13 protein-coding genes are annotated in these 15,698 nt (G+C 70.3%); 7 read left to right on the top strand and 6 right to left on the bottom strand.

Translation table 11 applies throughout. From position 1 onward, the window contains the following. Positions 1-4 precede the first annotated feature (4 nt). On the bottom strand, positions 5-1,246 hold the full coding sequence (locus FHT38_RS17750) for an MFS transporter (RefSeq protein WP_183492735.1): 1,242 nt from the start codon (positions 1,244-1,246) through the stop codon (positions 5-7). A gap of 148 nt (positions 1,247-1,394) precedes the next feature. On the opposite strand from FHT38_RS17750, the gene FHT38_RS17745 reads away from it, so the two are divergent. Both FHT38_RS17745 and FHT38_RS17740 read left to right on the top strand, forming a co-directional pair. After that, entirely contained in the window at positions 1,395-2,357 is a 963-nt protein-coding gene (locus FHT38_RS17745; protein ID WP_091726541.1) for a LysR family transcriptional regulator, read from the top strand. Between the two features lie 127 nt (positions 2,358-2,484). After that, on the top strand, positions 2,485-2,691 hold the full coding sequence (locus tag FHT38_RS17740) for a hypothetical protein (RefSeq protein WP_091726538.1): 207 nt from the start codon (positions 2,485-2,487) through the stop codon (positions 2,689-2,691). A 75-nt stretch (positions 2,692-2,766) separates the two neighbouring features. On the opposite strand, the gene FHT38_RS17735 is transcribed toward FHT38_RS17740, so the two are convergent. From FHT38_RS17735 to FHT38_RS17725, 3 genes are all read right to left on the bottom strand, one after another. Further along, the gene (locus FHT38_RS17735) at positions 2,767-3,792 is read right to left on the bottom strand and encodes a hypothetical protein (RefSeq protein ID WP_183492734.1); all 1,026 of its coding nucleotides are present in this window, start codon (positions 3,790-3,792) and stop codon (positions 2,767-2,769) included. Between the two features lie 28 nt (positions 3,793-3,820). Continuing rightward, positions 3,821-5,344, bottom strand: a complete 1,524-nt coding sequence (locus FHT38_RS17730) for an oligopeptide:H+ symporter (protein ID WP_183493585.1) — start codon at positions 5,342-5,344, stop codon at positions 3,821-3,823. 287 nt (positions 5,345-5,631) lie between these two features. Continuing rightward, entirely contained in the window at positions 5,632-8,730 is a 3,099-nt protein-coding gene (locus FHT38_RS17725) for an Rne/Rng family ribonuclease (RefSeq protein ID WP_183492733.1), read from the bottom strand. A gap of 770 nt (positions 8,731-9,500) precedes the next feature. On the opposite strand from FHT38_RS17725, the gene FHT38_RS17720 reads away from it, so the two are divergent. The 5 genes from FHT38_RS17720 to FHT38_RS17700 all read left to right on the top strand — a co-directional run bounded on the left by FHT38_RS17720 (position 9,501) and on the right by FHT38_RS17700 (position 13,747). After that, entirely contained in the window at positions 9,501-10,469 is a 969-nt protein-coding gene (locus tag FHT38_RS17720) for an RluA family pseudouridine synthase (RefSeq protein WP_183493584.1), read from the top strand. Between the two features lie 33 nt (positions 10,470-10,502). Next, complete coding sequence (locus FHT38_RS17715; RefSeq protein ID WP_091726530.1) at positions 10,503-11,159, top strand: HAD family hydrolase; 657 nt, start codon at positions 10,503-10,505, stop codon at positions 11,157-11,159. Between the two features lie 50 nt (positions 11,160-11,209). Next, positions 11,210-11,596, top strand: a complete 387-nt coding sequence (locus FHT38_RS17710) for a Rieske 2Fe-2S domain-containing protein (RefSeq protein WP_091726528.1) — start codon at positions 11,210-11,212, stop codon at positions 11,594-11,596. Positions 11,597-11,662: 66 nt separating this feature from the next. Beyond that, on the top strand, positions 11,663-12,676 hold the full coding sequence (locus FHT38_RS17705) for a S49 family peptidase (protein ID WP_183493583.1): 1,014 nt from the start codon (positions 11,663-11,665) through the stop codon (positions 12,674-12,676). 147 nt (positions 12,677-12,823) lie between these two features. Then, positions 12,824-13,747 carry a ChaN family lipoprotein gene (locus tag FHT38_RS17700; RefSeq protein WP_183492732.1) on the top strand — a complete coding sequence of 308 codons (924 nt, stop codon included), beginning with the start codon at positions 12,824-12,826 and terminating at the stop codon, positions 13,745-13,747. 30 nt (positions 13,748-13,777) lie between these two features. Here the strand turns inward: FHT38_RS17700 and FHT38_RS17695 are convergent, their stop codons facing one another. Beyond that, the gene (locus FHT38_RS17695; protein ID WP_183492731.1) at positions 13,778-14,596 is read right to left on the bottom strand and encodes a DeoR/GlpR family DNA-binding transcription regulator; all 819 of its coding nucleotides are present in this window, start codon (positions 14,594-14,596) and stop codon (positions 13,778-13,780) included. Positions 14,597-14,692: 96 nt separating this feature from the next. Beyond that, positions 14,693-15,694: a BadF/BadG/BcrA/BcrD ATPase family protein gene (locus FHT38_RS17690; protein ID WP_183492730.1), complete on the bottom strand. Its 1,002-nt coding sequence runs from the start codon at positions 15,692-15,694 to the stop codon at positions 14,693-14,695. Between the last annotated feature and the right edge of the window lie 4 nt (positions 15,695-15,698).

Genomic DNA, 15,698 nt, shown 5'->3' with positions numbered 1-15,698 from the left:
GTCCTCACTCGTCAGCCGTGAGCCGCACGACCAGCGCCGCGGCGCTCGCGACCGTCGCCAGACCGGTCACGCCCAGCCAGCCCCAGTGCGCCAGCAGCAGGCTGCCGAGCGCGGCGCCGGTCGCCATGCCGATGAACATGCCGGTGAACAGCAGCGCGTTCAGGCGGCTGCGCGCGGCCGGGTCCAGGCTGTAGACGATGGTCTGGTGCGCGACCAGCGCCGCCTGCACGCCGAAGTCGAAGACGACCGCCAACACCACCAGCACGGCGATCGCCGCACCACGGTCCAGCCAGGCGGTGACCGACATCGCCGCGAACGACAGCACCACCAGCAGGGCGCCTAGCCGCGTCACCACGCCGGGACCGCGCCGGTCGGCGATACGGCCGGCCAGCGGCGCGGCCAGCGCGCCCGCCGCGCCGGCCAGTCCGAAAGCGCCCGAGACCGCGCTGCCCAGCCCGAAGCGCGCATGCAGCATCACCGCCAGCGTCGACCAGAACGCGCTGAAGGCGACGGCCAGCAAGCCCTGCGCGATCGCGGCGCGGCGCAGCGTCGGCCAGGCGCGCCACAGGCCGCCCAGCGAGCGCAGCAGGCCGCCATACGTCGTGCGCATCGCCGGCGGCGAGGACGGCAGCCAGCGCCAGCTCGCCAGGCCCGCGACGGTCAGGGCCAGCGCCGCCAGGCCATAGACCCAGCGCCAGCCCAGCAGGTCCGCGATGACGCCGCTCATCACGCGCGACAGCAGGATGCCCAGCAGCAGCCCGGTCATCACCTGGCCGACGATGCGCCCCCGGTGCTCGGCTGGGCTCAGCGCGGCGGCCATCGGCACGACGTCCTGCGCCAGCGTCGCCGTCAGTCCGAGCAGCGCGCTGGCGACCAGGAAGGGCGCGAAGCCCGGTGCGAAGCCGCTCATCAGCAGGGTCGCGATCAGCAGCACGAACTTGGTGAGGATCACGCGGCGGCGGTCGAAGCGGTCGCCCAGCGGAGTCAACAGCAGGATGCCGGCGGCGTAGCCGAGCTGGGTGAGCATCGGCACCGCGCCGATGCCACCGGTGGAGGCGTGCAGATCCTCGGCCAGCGGGGCCAGGATCGGCTGGCTGTAGTAGAGCGACGCGGCGCCCAGGCCGGCCGATGCGGCCAGCAGGACGATCAGCGGCGCGGAGGGCGTTGCGCCGGCATCCGGCGGCGAGGCGGTCGAGGTCGATGTCACGGTGGGTGTCGAGGGCGAAGTCAGCGGCAGGGCGGACATGGCAACTCCGGAAGGGTAACGAGGAAGTGGGAATCGGTGGGCGGCGGCGCGCCGGCACCGGGATGCCTCGCATTCTTCGGATGGGCGCCCGCCCGCGGAACCGGCCCCGCACGCACAGCGGCCATACGCCCGGCGTATAAAGCGCCTCATGAAAGACCTTGTCCGGGACGGCGGCCAGGACCGCCTCGCGCTGCTGCAGACCTTCCTCCGTGTCGCGGAGGCGGGCAGTTTCTCCGCGGCGGCGCTGCAGCTCGCGACCACCCAGCCGACCGTCAGCCGCCGGGTGCAGATGCTGGAATCGCTGCTCGGCGCGCGGCTGGTGGAACGCTCGACGCGTGGCCTGCGCCTGACCGAGGAGGGCGAGCGCTGCGCCGCGCAGGCGCAGGAACTGATCGATGGCTGGCAGACGCTGGCCGAGGAGCTCGATGGCGGCGAGGAGCTCTCCGGCACGCTGCGGCTGCGGGTGCCGCATGCCTTTGGGCAGAGCCAGCTGATCGAGCCGCTGGCCGCCTTCCTGAAGCGCCATCCGCGGGTGTCGGTCGAATGGATGCTGCAGGACCAACTGCCGGATTTCAGCCGGGAGAACGTCGACTGCTCCCTGCTCGTCGGCGAGATCAGTCAGCCCAATCTGATTGCCACGCAGCTTGCGGAAGTCCCGCGGGTGCTGGTGGCCGCGCCGTCGCTCGCGAAGAAGCTGCCCAAGGGCCTGGACCGGAAGACACCGGAGGAGATCGCGGCGCTGCTCGGCGCGCAGCCCTGGCTGGCGCTGCTGGCCTTCTACCGGGACGGCATCGACCTGCGCGCGGCGACGGGCGACGCGAGCCTGCACATCGGCTTCCGGCCCCGGCTGGGCACGGACAGCCTGTTCGCCTTGATCGAGTCCGCGCGGCGCGGCCTGGGCCTGGCGCTGGTCTCGCAATGGGCGGTCATCGACGACCTCGCGCAAGGCCGTCTGGTGCGACTGCTGCCGGACTGGTGCGCGACGCCGCTGCCGATCTCGCTCGTGTATCCGTCGCGCCGCCTGCAGCCGGCCCGGCTGCGCGCGTTCCAGCAAGTGATGCGCGAGGTCATCCCGACCTTGCCCGGCATGCGCGAGCTGCGCCGGCGGTGAGGCGCCAGCGTCCCTCCAGGCGCGCGCGTTCAACGACGCATGGATGGGCCAGTGAAACCGGATCCACTTCCGCCTAGATTGCCTCGCTCGTGGGATCCCTTCCGTTCCCCTTGCCAGGAGCCATGCAATGAACGTTGAGACGACGAGGACCTTGATCAACGCCGGCGTGAGCGCGCAAGAAGCGCTCGCGATTTCTCAGGCGATCCATTTGGAGGTTGCGAACGCGAAAGCCGACATGTCGGTGAAGCTCTTCGAGAGCGAGCGATGGCTTTGCTTGGCGCTGATGGCGACCTTCCTGTTGTCGCTGTTCTGGGCTGCCGCTCTCGATCGCTGACGCGCTCAAGAAAAAGGACCGCCCTCGGGCGGTCCTGGTCACGGCGCCGCCGGGTCCCCGGCGCGCATCAGGCGCTCAGCCTTTGCTGGCGGGCTTGGCCGGCGTGGCCTTCTCGGCCTTTTTCTTCACAGCCGGCAAGGCCTTGCCGGTGCTGGCCATGTTCATCTGCGTGTCCATGCGCAGCAGCTTGCCCTGCGGTCCCGCCATGTCCATGCCCATCGTCATCGACATCGTGCTGCGCAGCATCAGACGGTCGGCCAGGCGCACGTCCATCTTGCCGCTGCCGGTCGCGGTCATCGAGCCCTTCACCTCGGCCGGCGCGGACGCGGCCGGCGCCGGGGCGGTCGCCTCCGTCGCGCTGGAGGCGGCGGCAGAGGTGGCGGCCGCCGACGCCGGCGCGGACACCGGCAGCGCGACGTCCATGGCCATCGTCACCGCGACGTCGAACGACGCCACGCCCTGGCGCACGCCGGTCAGGGTGTAGCGGCCCACCACCTTGCCCAGCTGCTTGGATGCGCCCATCGGCAGGTTCATCTCGACCGGCACCTCGACCGATTCGCCGACCTTCAGCGTCACGCCATTGAACTTGCGCATCCAGTCGAAGCTCTGGTTGAAGAGCTGCTCCTGCAGCTCCTTGCTCAGCGCCTGCGACGCGGCCGTGGCAGGCAGCTGCATGTCGATCTGCTCGAACTGGTCGTCCTTCAGCCGCGCGTTGAAGCGGAAGGTCATCGGCGGCGGCAGCGGCTGAAGCTGACCGGACGCATTGCGCATCTCGGTCTTGAGCGTCGCCATCTCCGCATCCAGGGTGTAGCCGCCATCGGCCGCCTTGGCCGAGGTCGACAGCGTCTGGCGCATCGCCATGGTCATCGTCAACGGCATGGCGGCCTTCAACTGCTCGGCCTCGGCGCGCGCCTGCTCGGGCGCGTCCGCCGGCAGCCGCATGGACATGTTCATGCGGGTGTCCATGGTCAGGTCGACCTGTTGCCGCGTCGACGGCAGCGGCACCAGGTTGAGCTTGACGCTGGTCTGCGCCAGCGCCGCCGGCGTCGCGATCGCGGCATGGAGGGCCAGCGCGGTGGCCAGCGAGAGGAGTCGATTCATCGTTGACGCTTCCTTGAGGAGTGGAGCTTCAGCCCCGGTAGTTGTCCTGCATGCGGTAGCCACGCGCGTAGAGCGCGAACAGCAGTGCCGCCAGCAGCGCGAAGCCGGCGAAGAAGAACATCTGGAAGGCCGTCACGCTGGTGCCGGTCGACTGGATGTAGGCCGTCACCGCCGCACCCTTGACACTCGAATTCGCCAGCAGCACCCACAAGTTGCCGATGGTCACCGACAGGTTCCAGAAGCTGGTGATCACGCCCTTCATCGCCAGCGGCGCCTGGCTGTAGGCGAACTCCAGGCCGGTCGCCGACACCAGCACCTCGCCCAGCGTCAGCAGCGCGTAGGGCAGTACCTGCCAGGTGATGTCGACCGCGTGGCCGCCGTCGATCCACAGCTGCAGGCCGCCCACCACGATCCAGGCCAGGCCGGCGAACGCGATGCCCGCGCCCATGCGGCGCAGCGCCGTCACTTTCAGGCCCAGGCGGGCCAGCAGTGGGTACAGCACCAGGTTGTTGAACGGGATCAGGATCATGACCAGGGCCGGATTGAGCGCCTGCATCATCGAGGACTTGAACCACTCCGGCTTGGCCATCTGGTCGGCCTGCAGCACCCAGGTCGAGGCCTTCTGGTCGAACAGGGACCAGAAGGGCGTGACCAGCGCGAACAGTACCAGCAGGCGCAGCACCTGGCGCACGCCTTCGACGGCCTCGGCCGGATGCACCGCCCGGGCGCGTTCCAGCTGCATCCAGGCGCCGATGCCGCCGAAGCCCATGACCAGCACCAGTGCCGAGCAGAAGGCGATCACGAAGCCCAGGTTGGGCGTCAGGGCCAGCGCCCCGATCGCCAGCACCACGCCCAGGCCGGCCACGATCAGGCCGCCGCGGCCCTGGCCCGGTGCCTGCGCCAGCAGCGCCGTGCGCACCACCTTCAGGAAGCCGTGGGGATCGCGGTGCGACTGGCCCGCCGGCACATGGGTGTACTTGCGGCGGCCGCTCCAGAAGATCAGGGTGGCCAGGAACATCAGCGCGCCCGGGATGCCGAACGCGACGCTGGCGCCGAACTTGTCCAGGAAGATCGGCATCAGCAGCGAGGCGAAGAAGGAGCCGAAGTTGATGATCCAGTAGAAGGCGTCGAAGACCTTCTGCGCCAGCGTGCGGTTGCTCTTGTCGAACTGGTCGCCGATGAAGGAGCTGACCAGCGGCTTGATGCCGCCCGAGCCCAGCGCGATCAGGAACAGGCCGAAATAGAAGCCACGCAGGTTGTCCTCGAAGATCGCCAGGCAGGCGTGGCCGGCGCAGTACACCAGGCTCAGCCAGAAGATGGTGTTGTACTTGCCGAAGAAGCGGTCGGACAGCCAGCCGCCCAGCAGCGGGAAGAAATAGACGCCGATCACGAAGGTGTGGAACACCTCCTTGGCCTCGCCCTTGCGCAGCGGTTCAGGAATGGCCAGCAGCAGGCTGGTCATCAGGAATACCGTCAGGATGTTGCGCATCCCGTAGAAGCTGAAACGCTCGCAGCCCTCGTTGGCGATGATGAAGGGGATCTGCGGCGGCATCTTGGGCGCGGTCTGCGCGGCGCTGCCGGCGGTGCCGCCCGGGGCAGCGATGGTGGAGGTGTTCAAGGGAAGTCTCCGTCGTGTCGTCGGGCGCTTGTGACGCCCCAAAAGGAAAGCCGCCGGGGGTAACTCGGCGGCTATTGCGAAATCAACTCGTGCCTCGATGACACCCTCTCCCCGCGGGCGGGGAGAGGGAGGGGTGAGGGGTCTCCATCAGGCGCACCTGCGGAGGCCGGCCCTCACCCCATCCCTCTCCCGCAAGCGGGAGAGGGAGTTCATGCGGGCGATCAGGCCTCGAAGGGCAGCTTGAACTGGCTGAGGTCCTTGCGGGTCTCGACCAGCACCAGCGGGCCGTCGTCGACCACCACGACCGGTGCCGGCTCGCGGCCCAGCGGTGCCGGGGCAGGCTCGGCGGCGATCGCGGCCTGGGCGGCGGCGATCTTGTCGGCATCGCTGTTGACCCAGACCAGGCCGGCACCATCGGCGACGGCGCTGAGCTCGGTCATCGGCAGCTCGAAGCGCGGCACGACCGGGGCGGCGGCGGCCGGAGCCGGCGAGGCAGCCACCGGTGCGGGCGCGGCGGCTTGCACCGGCGCCTGCTTCGGCGATTCGCCCAGTTCCAGCTGCTTCGGCGCGGCACCCGCGTCCAGGACGATGCCGTCCAGCGCGGCCACGGCCGGCGAAGCGACCTCGCCTTCAGCGATCAGGCCGTTCGCACCCTCGCCGCCTTCGGCGGGAGCGCCTTCGCCTTCGCGGCGGTCGCGACGATAGCGGTCGCGACCCCGGCCACGGCGGCGGCCTTCACCGCGGCCTTCGCCTTCGGCGCCTTCAACGGCTTCGGCGGGGGTTTCGCCCTCGACCACCGGCGCGGCGGCGGACTCGGCGCCCTCGGCGAACGAGGCCTCGCCCGCTTCCGGCGCCTGGCCTTCGACCAGCGTGCCTTCGACCTGCTCCGCGCCCTCGATGCCTTCGGCGCCACGCTCACCGCGGTTGCCGCGACGGCGACGGCGACGGCCTTGACGCTCTTCGCCGGCCTCGCCCAGCGGCGTTTCCAGCGGCGTCTCCAGCGGCTGGGTGTCGGCGAAAGCGATCGGCGACTCGGTGTTGGCGGCCTCGGTGCCGGCCAGCGGCGCGAGTTGCTCCTGCGTCACCTCGGCGGCGCGCTCCTCGCGGCGGCGGCGGCCTTCGCCACGCTCGCCACGATCACCGCGCTCGCCCCGTTCCGGACGATCGCCACGCTCCGCGCGTTCCTGGCGCGGTGCGCCTTCGACGGCCTGCTCCGGCTTGTCGGCGCGCTCGTTGCGACGGCTGCGGTCACCGCCGCGCTCACCGCGCTCACCGCGTTCAGCACGATCGCCACGCTCGGCGCGATCGCCACGCTCCGGACGCTCTCCGCGGCCTTCCTGCTGCGGCTTGCCTTCGCCGCGCGGCTTGCCGTCACGGGCCTTCTGCTCGTTGCGGTCACCACGGTCACCGCGTTCGGCACGTTCACCGCGCTCGCCACGATCGCCGCGTTCACCACGGCGGTTGCGGTCGCCGCGCTCGCCACGGGCGTTGCGGTCACGATCGCCGCGCTCGCCGCGTTCCTTCTTGGCCGGCTCGGTGGCCTTCGCTTCCGCAGCGGGCGCCGGGGCCGGCGCGGGCGCGCCGCCGAACAGGTTCTTGATCCAGCCGAAGAAACCACCGCCCGCCGCGACCGGCGCCGCGGGAGCCGCCGGTGCGGGCGCCGCGACCACCGGTTCCGCCGCCTTGGGCGCGGGTGCCGGCGCGGGCATCGGTGCCGGCTGCTCCGGCATCAGGCCCTTGATCACCGGCTCCTGCTTGTTCTTCTTCTCGGCGCCGCGGCGGGTGATGCCCACCTCTTCCTGCGGCTCCTCGATCATCGTGTAGCTCGCCTGCAGGTTCTCCAGGCGCGGATCGTCGTGGCGCAGGCGCTCGAGCTTGTAGTTCGGCGTCTCCAGATGCTTGTTGGGCACCAGCAGCACGGTCACGCGCTGCTTGAGCTCGATCTTGGTGATCTCGGTGCGCTTCTCGTTGAGCAGGAAGCTGGTCACTTCCACCGGGACCTGCACGTGCACGGCCGCGGTGTTGTCCTTCATGGACTCTTCCTGGACCATGCGCAGGATCTGCAGCGCCGACGATTCGGTGTCGCGGATGTGGCCGGTGCCGTTGCAGCGCGGGCAGGTGATGTGGCTGCCTTCGCTCAGCGCCGGACGCAGGCGCTGGCGGCTCAGCTCCAGCAGGCCGAACTTGCTGATCGAGCTGAACTGCACGCGGGCGCGGTCCTGGCGCAGCGCGTCGCGCAGGCGCTGTTCGACCTCGCGGCGGTTCTTGGACTCCTCCATGTCGATGAAGTCCACGACGATCAGGCCGCCCAGGTCCCGCAGACGCATCTGGCGCGCGATCTCGTCGGCGGCTTCCAGGTTGGTGCGGGTGGCGGTTTCCTCGATGTCGCCGCCGCGGGTGGCGCGCGCCGAGTTCACGTCCACCGAGACCAGCGCCTCGGTGTGGTCGATCACGATGGCGCCGCCCGACGGCAGGTTCACCGTGCGGCTGAAGGCCGTCTCGATCTGGTGCTCGATCTGGAAGCGGCTGAACAGCGGCGCGTCGTCACGGTAGCGCTTGACCTTGTGCGCCGTCTCCGGCATCACGTGGGTCATGAACTGATGGGCCTGCTCGAAGATGTCGTCGGTGTCGATCAGGATCTCGCCGATGTCGGCGGTGAAGTAGTCGCGGATCGCGCGGATCACCAGCGACGACTCCTGATAGATCAGGAACGCGCCCTTGCCGCCCTGGGCCGCCTCGTCGATGGCGGTCCACAGCTTGAGCATGTAGTTCAGGTCCCACTGCAGCTCGGCGGCGGAACGGCCGATGCCCGCGGTGCGCGCGATCAGCGACATCCCCTTGGGGTACTCGAGCTGGTCCAGCGCTTCCTTGAGTTCCTCGCGGTCCTCGCCCTCGATGCGGCGCGAGACGCCGCCACCGCGCGGGTTGTTGGGCATCAGCACCAGGTAGCGACCGGCCAGCGACACGAAGGTCGTCAGCGCCGCGCCCTTGTTGCCGCGCTCTTCCTTCTCGACCTGGACCAGCAGTTCCTGGCCTTCCTTGATCACGTCCTGGATCTTGGCCGAGCGCACGTCGGCGCCGTCCCGGAAGTACTGGCGCGAGATTTCCTTGAAGGGCAGGAAGCCGTGGCGGTCCTCGCCGTAGTCCACGAAGCAGGCTTCCAGCGACGGCTCGACGCGCGTCACCACCGCCTTGTAGATGTTGCCCTTGCGCTGCTCGCGGCCTTCGATCTCGGTCTCGAAGTCCAGCAGCTTCTGGCCATCGACGATGGCCAGGCGACGCTCTTCCTGCTGCGTCGCGTTGATCAGCATGCGTTTCATCAGTTCTCCTCCACGCCAGGGCCAAGCCGCTGGCGCGCATCTTCAAGTGAACCGCTGCCGGCTATTCACCGGCGGGCGATTCGACCGATGCACGAGAAACGCGAAAGAACCAATGAAAGGATCGCCCTGGACTGCAATTGAACGGCGCGTTGACCGTTCAGCGCTGCAGCGTTGGCGCGTGCACCGCGGGCCCCGGGTCGTCTGTTCCGGTCCGCCTGCGCGCCGCTTCAGGCGCGACCCGACCACGGCCGGAGCCCGGCGTGTGGACGAAGCCAACACGCGCTCGCAGGCGGCGGGGGGTGGGAAAGACCGAGGAAAACATCCGGAAACGGGGCCTGGGTGCTGACGTCAGCGCCGGGACTTGCGCCCCCTCGCTGACGTCGTGAAACCTTGTTGTGCTGCCCGCGCCGCCTGCCGACATCCGAGGATGCGGTCGACCGCGTGAGCAATGGTTCTGACGACGTTGCTCTGCCATCCGGCCCTCGTGACTGCCCGCTCGCTTTGGGAAGCGGACTCGACGCGATGACCTGATGTTGCATCACCAAAAGTAATGAGCAGCCTACTCACAATGGCCGCTCAATGCCACGTTCTCGTCGGACTCGAACGCTCACGTCCGAGTAAAATGAGAAAAATCAAATACTTACAACGCAAACGTGGCAAGCAGCATTATAGGGGCTAAAGCCCGCAAGGCCGCCCCAGGGACTGCCCGCAGTGCCACGAGGGGGGCGAGCCCCGTCAAACCGACCGTGTCGGCTTCGGCCCCGGCGCAGGTGCGGCTGCTGACGGTGGACGACGGCTCCGCCGGTCAGCGGCTGGACAACTTCCTGATCCGCGAGCTCAAGGGCGCGCCCAAGACGCTGGTCTACCGGATCATCCGGTCCGGCGAGGTGCGCATCAACAAGGGCCGCTGCTCGGCCGATTCGCGCCTGGAAGTGGGCGACGTCGTCCGCGTGCCGCCGGTGCGGCTGGCGGAGAAACCCACCGAGCCCGCCATCCCCGCCCGCGAATTCCCCATCGTCTTCGAGGACGAGCACCTGATCGTCGTCGACAAGCCCGCCGGCGTCGCGGTGCATGGCGGCTCGGGCGTCAGCTTCGGCGTGATCGAGCAGCTGCGTCGCGCGCGGCCGCAGGCGAAGTTCCTGGAGCTGGTGCACCGGCTCGACAAGGAGACCTCCGGCCTGCTGATGATCGCCAAGAAGCGCAGCGCGCTGACGCACCTTCAGGACCAGCTGCGCGATCGCGAAACCGGCAAGACCTACGCGGCGCTGGTGGGCGGCGCGTGGGCGAAGTCAAAGAAGGTGGTGGACGTCCCGCTGCTCAAGTTCGTCGGCAGCGACGGCGAGCGCTGGGTGCGGGCGGTCCCCAACGCGGGCGATCCGCAGGCGGACCAGGCCAAGCGCTCGATCAGCCTGGTGAAGGTGATGGAGGCCCTCCCGGGTCGGACGCCGGACGACGCCGGCTACAGCCTGCTGGACGTGACCATCAAGACCGGGCGCACGCACCAGATCCGGGTGCACCTGGCCCACGAGGGCCATCCGATCGTCGGCGATCCGAAATACGGCGACTTCGAGGCCAACCGCGCGCTCGCGCGGGGCGCGCTGCGCTTCGACCGGATGTTCCTGCACGCGCGCCAGCTGCGCGTCACGCATCCCGCCACCGGCGAGACCTTGACCTTGAACGCGCCGCTGCCGCCCGAGTGCGAGACACTCCTGGCCGCGCTGCGCCGCCCGGCGCCCTGACGACCCGCCCCTGACGACCCGCCCCTTGACGCCATGCCTCAACGCTTCGACCTGATCGTCTTCGACTGGGACGGCACCCTGTTCGATTCCACCGCGCTGATCGTGCGCTGCATGCAGGCGGCCGCCGCCGACCTGGGCCTGGAGCCGCCCTCGCGCGAGCGCGCCGCCTACGTCATCGGCATGGGCCTGATCGAGGCGCTGGAATATGCGCTGCCGGGGCTGGACCGGACGCGTTATCCGGAGCTCGGTCAGCGTTATCGCCATCACTACTTCGCGTCCGCCCACGAGGTGACGCTGTTCGACGGCGTGCCCGGGCTGCTGCGGGACCTCAAGGCGCGCCACCACTGGCTGGCGGTGGCGACCGGCAAGAGCCGCCGGGGCCTGGACGAGGCGCTGGCCGCGGTCGAGATGACGACGCTGTTCGACGGCACCCGCACCGCCGACGAGACCGCCGGCAAACCCAACCCGCAGATGCTGCTGGAGCTGATGCGCGAGTTCGGCGCCGATCCCGAGCGCACGCTGATGATCGGCGACACGACCCACGACCTGCAGCTGGCGCGCAACGCGGGCTGCCCGGCGATCGCGGTGACCTACGGCGCCCATGCGCACGAGTCGCTGCGGGACTTCGAGCCGCTGCTGGTCGCGCACGACGTGCCGACGCTGCGCGACTGGCTGCTGGCCCATGCCTGAGGGCCCATGCCTGAGGGCACATGCCTGATTCCCCCGACCGTTCCCTCCCCATGCCCCCCGAGCAAGACCCGTCCCCCGTGCCGCTGTGCGCCTCCGCCGAGCTGGAGGAGCGCGGCCGCGCGCACACCTTCGACGTGCTGCACTTCCGCCAGCCGGCATCGGCCTTCACGCTGCGCTTCGACGGCGAGGTGGTCGGCTACCTCAACCGCTGTGCCCACGTCCCCACCGAGATGGACTGGCAGGAAGGCGAGTTCCTGGACAGCCGGAAGGAATACATCATCTGCAGCATCCATGGCGCCGTGTACCACCCGCGAGACGGGCGCTGCGTCACCGGCATGTGCGGCCGCATCGGCCTGACCAAGCTCGACGTGCGCGAGCGCGACGGCCAGGTCTTCTGGTATCCCTCCCGCGACACGCGGCCAGCCTTCGAGGATTGAATGAGCCAAGACAACGACTCCGACCTGCCGCGTCCCATCCCCGACGCGACGCCGCGGCCCGAGGACATGCTGAAGCCGGCGCCCACCCCGGCATCCGCTCCTGCCCCCGCGACCGCATCGGCCGCGCCGGCCCCGGCGACGCCCGCGACCGGCCTGCCCGGGCGTTATGAACACGTGATCGAGCAGTTCGCCCATGACTACCTGCGCGACCGCCGCAGCGACCGGCGCTGGAAGACCTTCTTCCGCCTGATCTGGGTGACGCTGTTCCTGCTGCTGGTCTGGTCCATGTTCTCGACCCGGCACCACGGCGGCGCGACCACCGGCCCGCACACCGCGCTGGTGGAGGTGCGCGGCGAGATCGCGCCGGACACCGAGGCCAGCGCCGAGCTGATCAACGCCGCGCTGAAGGCCGCGTTCGAGGACCAGGGCTCGGAGGCGGTGGTGCTGCGCATCAACTCGCCCGGCGGCAGTCCGGTGCAGGCGGGCATCGTCAACGACGAGCTCAAGCGCCTCAAGGCGCTGCACAACAAGAAGGTCTACGCGGTGGTCGAGGAGATCTGCGCCTCGGGTGCGTACTACATCGCGGCGGGCGCCGATGAGATCTATGTCGACAAGGCCTCGGTGGTGGGCTCGATCGGCGTGCTGATGGACGGCTTCGGCTTCACCGAGGTGATGAAGAAGGTCGGCGTCGAGCGCCGGTTGATGACCGCGGGCGAGAACAAGGGGATGCTGGATCCGTTCTCGCCGGTCACGCCCAAGCAGCAGGCCTATGCGCAGGCGATGCTCGACCAGATCCACCAGCAGTTCATCGCCGTCGTGCGCGAGGGCCGCGGCGCGCGCCTGAAGGAAACGCCGGAGATGTTCTCGGGCCTGTTCTGGAACGGCGAGCAGGCGATCAAGCTGGGCCTGGCCGACGGCACCGGCAACCTGGATTACGTCGCCCGCGAGGTGGTGAAGGCCGAGGAGGTCGTCGACTACACGCCGCGCGACAACGTCGCCGAACGCATCGCCAAGCGCTTCGGCGCCGCGATGGGCGAGGGCGCGGTGAAGGCGATGCGGTCGGTGATGACGATCCGTTGAAGGGCCGGCGCACCGACGCACCCATGCGCTGAACGCGGGAGCCGGTCCGGCCTCCGCGCGGCGGCGACAATCCGCCGCTGACCCTCCGCCCGACCCAGCCATCGCTCGGCAGGCCTGTTCCCGTTTCCCTGTCTTCCAGGATCGACCATGAACATCGCCTTCCGTAGCGCCGCGCTGGCGCTGGCCCCGCTGCTGCTCGCAGCCTGCGCGTCTTCGACGACAGCCACGGCCACGGCACGCTCGGCGGCCTCCGCCTCCGCCTCCGCCTCGGTGGACTCGGTGGACTCGCGCTCGGCGCCGACCGTCTCGGCGCCGGCCGCCCGGTCCGAACCGCCGTTCGTCCTGCTCGGCGAGCTCCACGACAACCCCGACCACCACCGCGCCCGCGCCGAGCAGCTGCGCCGCCTGATCGCGCAGGAGCCGCGCACGGTCGTCGTCTTCGAGCAGTTCTCACGCAGCGAGGATGCGGCGGTCGCGCGCGCGCGCCAGGTGGCGCCCGGCGACGTGAATGCCGTCATCGACGCCGCGAAGCTCGACCGCAAGAGTTGGCGCTGGCCGCTGCACCAGCCGCTGTTCGAGGCCGTCTTGCAGTCCGGCGCCGAAGTCCGCGGCGGCAACATCGATCGCGACCAGGTCCGCCGCATCGTCCGCGAAGGCGATGCGGCCTGGCCCGCCGACCTGCTCGCGCTGCGCGAGCGCACCGCGTGGAGCGGCGCACAGCAGGACGCGCTGCGCCAGGACATCCAGGACGGCCACTGCGGCGCGATGCCCGAGGCGATGCTGCCCGGCATGGTGCAGGCCCAGCGGGCCCGCGATGCGGCGATGGCGCGGGCGATGCTCGACGCCCGGGAGGCGGGCGCGAAGCGGGTGGTGCTGATCGCCGGCAACGGCCATGTGCGGCGCGACCTCGCGGTGCCCGTCTACCTGCAGGCGGCCGGCGTGCCGTCGACGGACATCGATGCCGTCGCCTACCTCGAGCCCGGCAGCGCCGCGCCCGCTGGCGGCTACGACCGCGTCGAGCGCGCGCCCGCGCCGTCGCGCGAGGATCCCTGCGCGCAGTTCAAGCGCTGATCGGGCCCGCGGGCCGCGCGGCCGAGCCGTTCAAGCCAGCACGACCTCGACGCCGCGGCGCCGCAGCTCGCCGACGATGGCCTCGTCGGCGTCCTTGTCGGTGATCAGCAGGTCGAGCTGCTCGACGGGCGCGATCACCGACAGGTTGCGCTTCATCAGCTTGGACGCATCCGCGACCGCGACCACCTGGCGCGCGATCTTCATCATCTGCGCGTTCAGCTGCGCCTCCAGCAGGTGCGGCGTCATGACGCCGATCTCCGGATCGAGGCTGTCCACGCCGAGGAAGAGGCGATCCGCGTAGAGGCTCTGCAGCGCGGTCACCGCCTGCGGGCCCGACAGCGAATAGGAGTTCGGCCGCAGCAGCCCGCCCGGCATGATCACGTTCACGCCGGGCACCGTCGCCAGCAGCATCGCGATGTTCAGCGCATTGGTGATCACGTTCAGCGACTGCAGCCGCAGGCCGCGGATCTGCTTGGCGATCTCCTCGGTGGTCGAGCCCGAGTCCAGCATCACCGTCTCGCCGTCGCGGATCAGCTTCGCCGCCTCGATGGCGATGCGCACCTTCTGCTCGTGATGCAGCTTCTGCTTGACGCTGATGGGCACCTCCTCGGTGTCGCGATGCGCCAGCGCGCCGCCGTGCGTCCGCAGCAGCGCGCCGCCGGCGGCAAGCGCGTTGAGGTCGCTGCGGATGGTGACCACCGAGATGCCGAAACGCTCGGCCAGTTCCTCCACCGTGACCCGCCCCTGCGCCTGCACCTGGTCGCGGATCAGCTGGCGCCGCTCGTCGATCAGCAGCGAGGCGTCGCGCTTGTCGGCGGACGTGGAACTCGGGGCGCGGGTGGTGGACATGAGGATCCGGAAGACGTGAACTTTCGAATGATATCGAGGTCGCTGCGTTCGGAAGTCGGCGAGAAGGCGCCGAAGCGGCGGCCGGATGGCGCTCGCTCAGCGCGCCAGCGCGGCAACGGCGTGCGTGTCCGGCTCCAGCCGCGCCCCGGCCAACCGCGCCGCATACATCGCCGCGCCCAGCTCCGGTCCGAACTTCGGTGCCACGAGCGCCGCATTCGGCAGCGACTTGGCCATTGCCGCGCGCAACGCGCCGGTGACCGCATCGCCGGCCTCGAAGACCCCGCCGGTGTACGACACCTCGACCGCTGCATCAGCCGGGAGATCCAGCTGCCGCGCCACGCCGGCCGCGAGCAGTGCCAGCTCCTCCCCCGCGCGTGCCAGCAGGGTCGCGGCCTGTGCATCGCCCTCGGCCGCCGCGGCCGAGACCAGCCGCGCCAGCTGCGCGAGCCGGCTGCGCGCCGCGGCGCCGTTGACCGCCGCGCAGACATCGAGGTCGTGCGCCAGTCCGAAATGCCGCCGCACCAGCGCGAGCAAGGGCCCCGGCTCCGCGCGCCCGTCTGCCATGCGCGAGAACAGCGCCAGGCCCTCGCGCGCCAGCCAGTAGGCCGAGCCCTCGTCGCCGAAGACCTCGCCCCAGCCGCCGCTGCGCGCGCCGCGGCCCCGCCACTCGCCATAGGCGATGGAGCCGGTGCCCGCGACCAGGCTGATGCCGTCGCGCCCGCCGAGCGAGCCCGCCCAGCTGCACACCATGTCGTTGCCGACCCGCGCGAGCGGCAGGTCCGCGAGCAGCGCGTCGAAGGCCGGCAGCAGCGCGCTGTCCTCGCCATGCGCCGGCAGCCCGGCGAAGGCCGAGCGCACCGATGCGTGGCTCAGTCCCGCCTGCCGCAGCGTCTGGGCGATGCCCTCGTGCAGCAGCGCGTGCAGCGCGTCGAAACCGATCTCCAGGTAGTAGCTGGTCGTCGACACATGCCGCGCCAGCAGACGGCCGTCGCCGGCCAGCAGCAGGAAGCTGGTCTTCGTGCCGCCGCCGTCGATGCCGAGGTAGACCGCGTCGCGGTCAGCCGCGCGCTGGTGGTCGTCGGCGATCGTCGATGTCATCGCG

This window comes from Mitsuaria sp. BK041, assembly GCF_014193085.1.
In the GTDB taxonomy this organism is placed as follows: domain Bacteria; phylum Pseudomonadota; class Gammaproteobacteria; order Burkholderiales; family Burkholderiaceae_C; genus Roseateles.
This window is presented reverse-complemented; position numbering and strand designations above follow the sequence as displayed.

Bases quoted from the DNA above. Each gene is read 5' to 3' on its own strand.
- FHT38_RS17735 (WP_183492734.1), bottom strand. From the start codon at position 3,792: ATGAATCGACTCCTCTCGCTGGCCACCGCGCTGGCCCTCCATGCCGCG.
- FHT38_RS17750 (WP_183492735.1), bottom strand. From the start codon at position 1,246: ATGTCCGCCCTGCCGCTGACTTCGCCCTCGACACCCACCGTGACATCG.
- FHT38_RS17705 (WP_183493583.1), top strand. From the start codon at position 11,663: ATGCTGAAGCCGGCGCCCACCCCGGCATCCGCTCCTGCCCCCGCGACC.
- FHT38_RS17710 (WP_091726528.1), top strand. From the start codon at position 11,210: ATGCCCCCCGAGCAAGACCCGTCCCCCGTGCCGCTGTGCGCCTCCGCC.
- FHT38_RS17725 (WP_183492733.1), bottom strand. From the start codon at position 8,730: ATGAAACGCATGCTGATCAACGCGACGCAGCAGGAAGAGCGTCGCCTG.
- FHT38_RS17690 (WP_183492730.1), bottom strand. From the start codon at position 15,694: ATGACATCGACGATCGCCGACGACCACCAGCGCGCGGCTGACCGCGAC.
- FHT38_RS17740 (WP_091726538.1), top strand. From the start codon at position 2,485: ATGAACGTTGAGACGACGAGGACCTTGATCAACGCCGGCGTGAGCGCG.
- FHT38_RS17695 (WP_183492731.1), bottom strand. From the start codon at position 14,596: ATGTCCACCACCCGCGCCCCGAGTTCCACGTCCGCCGACAAGCGCGAC.
- FHT38_RS17745 (WP_091726541.1), top strand. From the start codon at position 1,395: ATGAAAGACCTTGTCCGGGACGGCGGCCAGGACCGCCTCGCGCTGCTG.
- FHT38_RS17715 (WP_091726530.1), top strand. From the start codon at position 10,503: ATGCCTCAACGCTTCGACCTGATCGTCTTCGACTGGGACGGCACCCTG.
- FHT38_RS17700 (WP_183492732.1), top strand. From the start codon at position 12,824: ATGAACATCGCCTTCCGTAGCGCCGCGCTGGCGCTGGCCCCGCTGCTG.
- FHT38_RS17730 (WP_183493585.1), bottom strand. From the start codon at position 5,344: ATGCCGCCGCAGATCCCCTTCATCATCGCCAACGAGGGCTGCGAGCGT.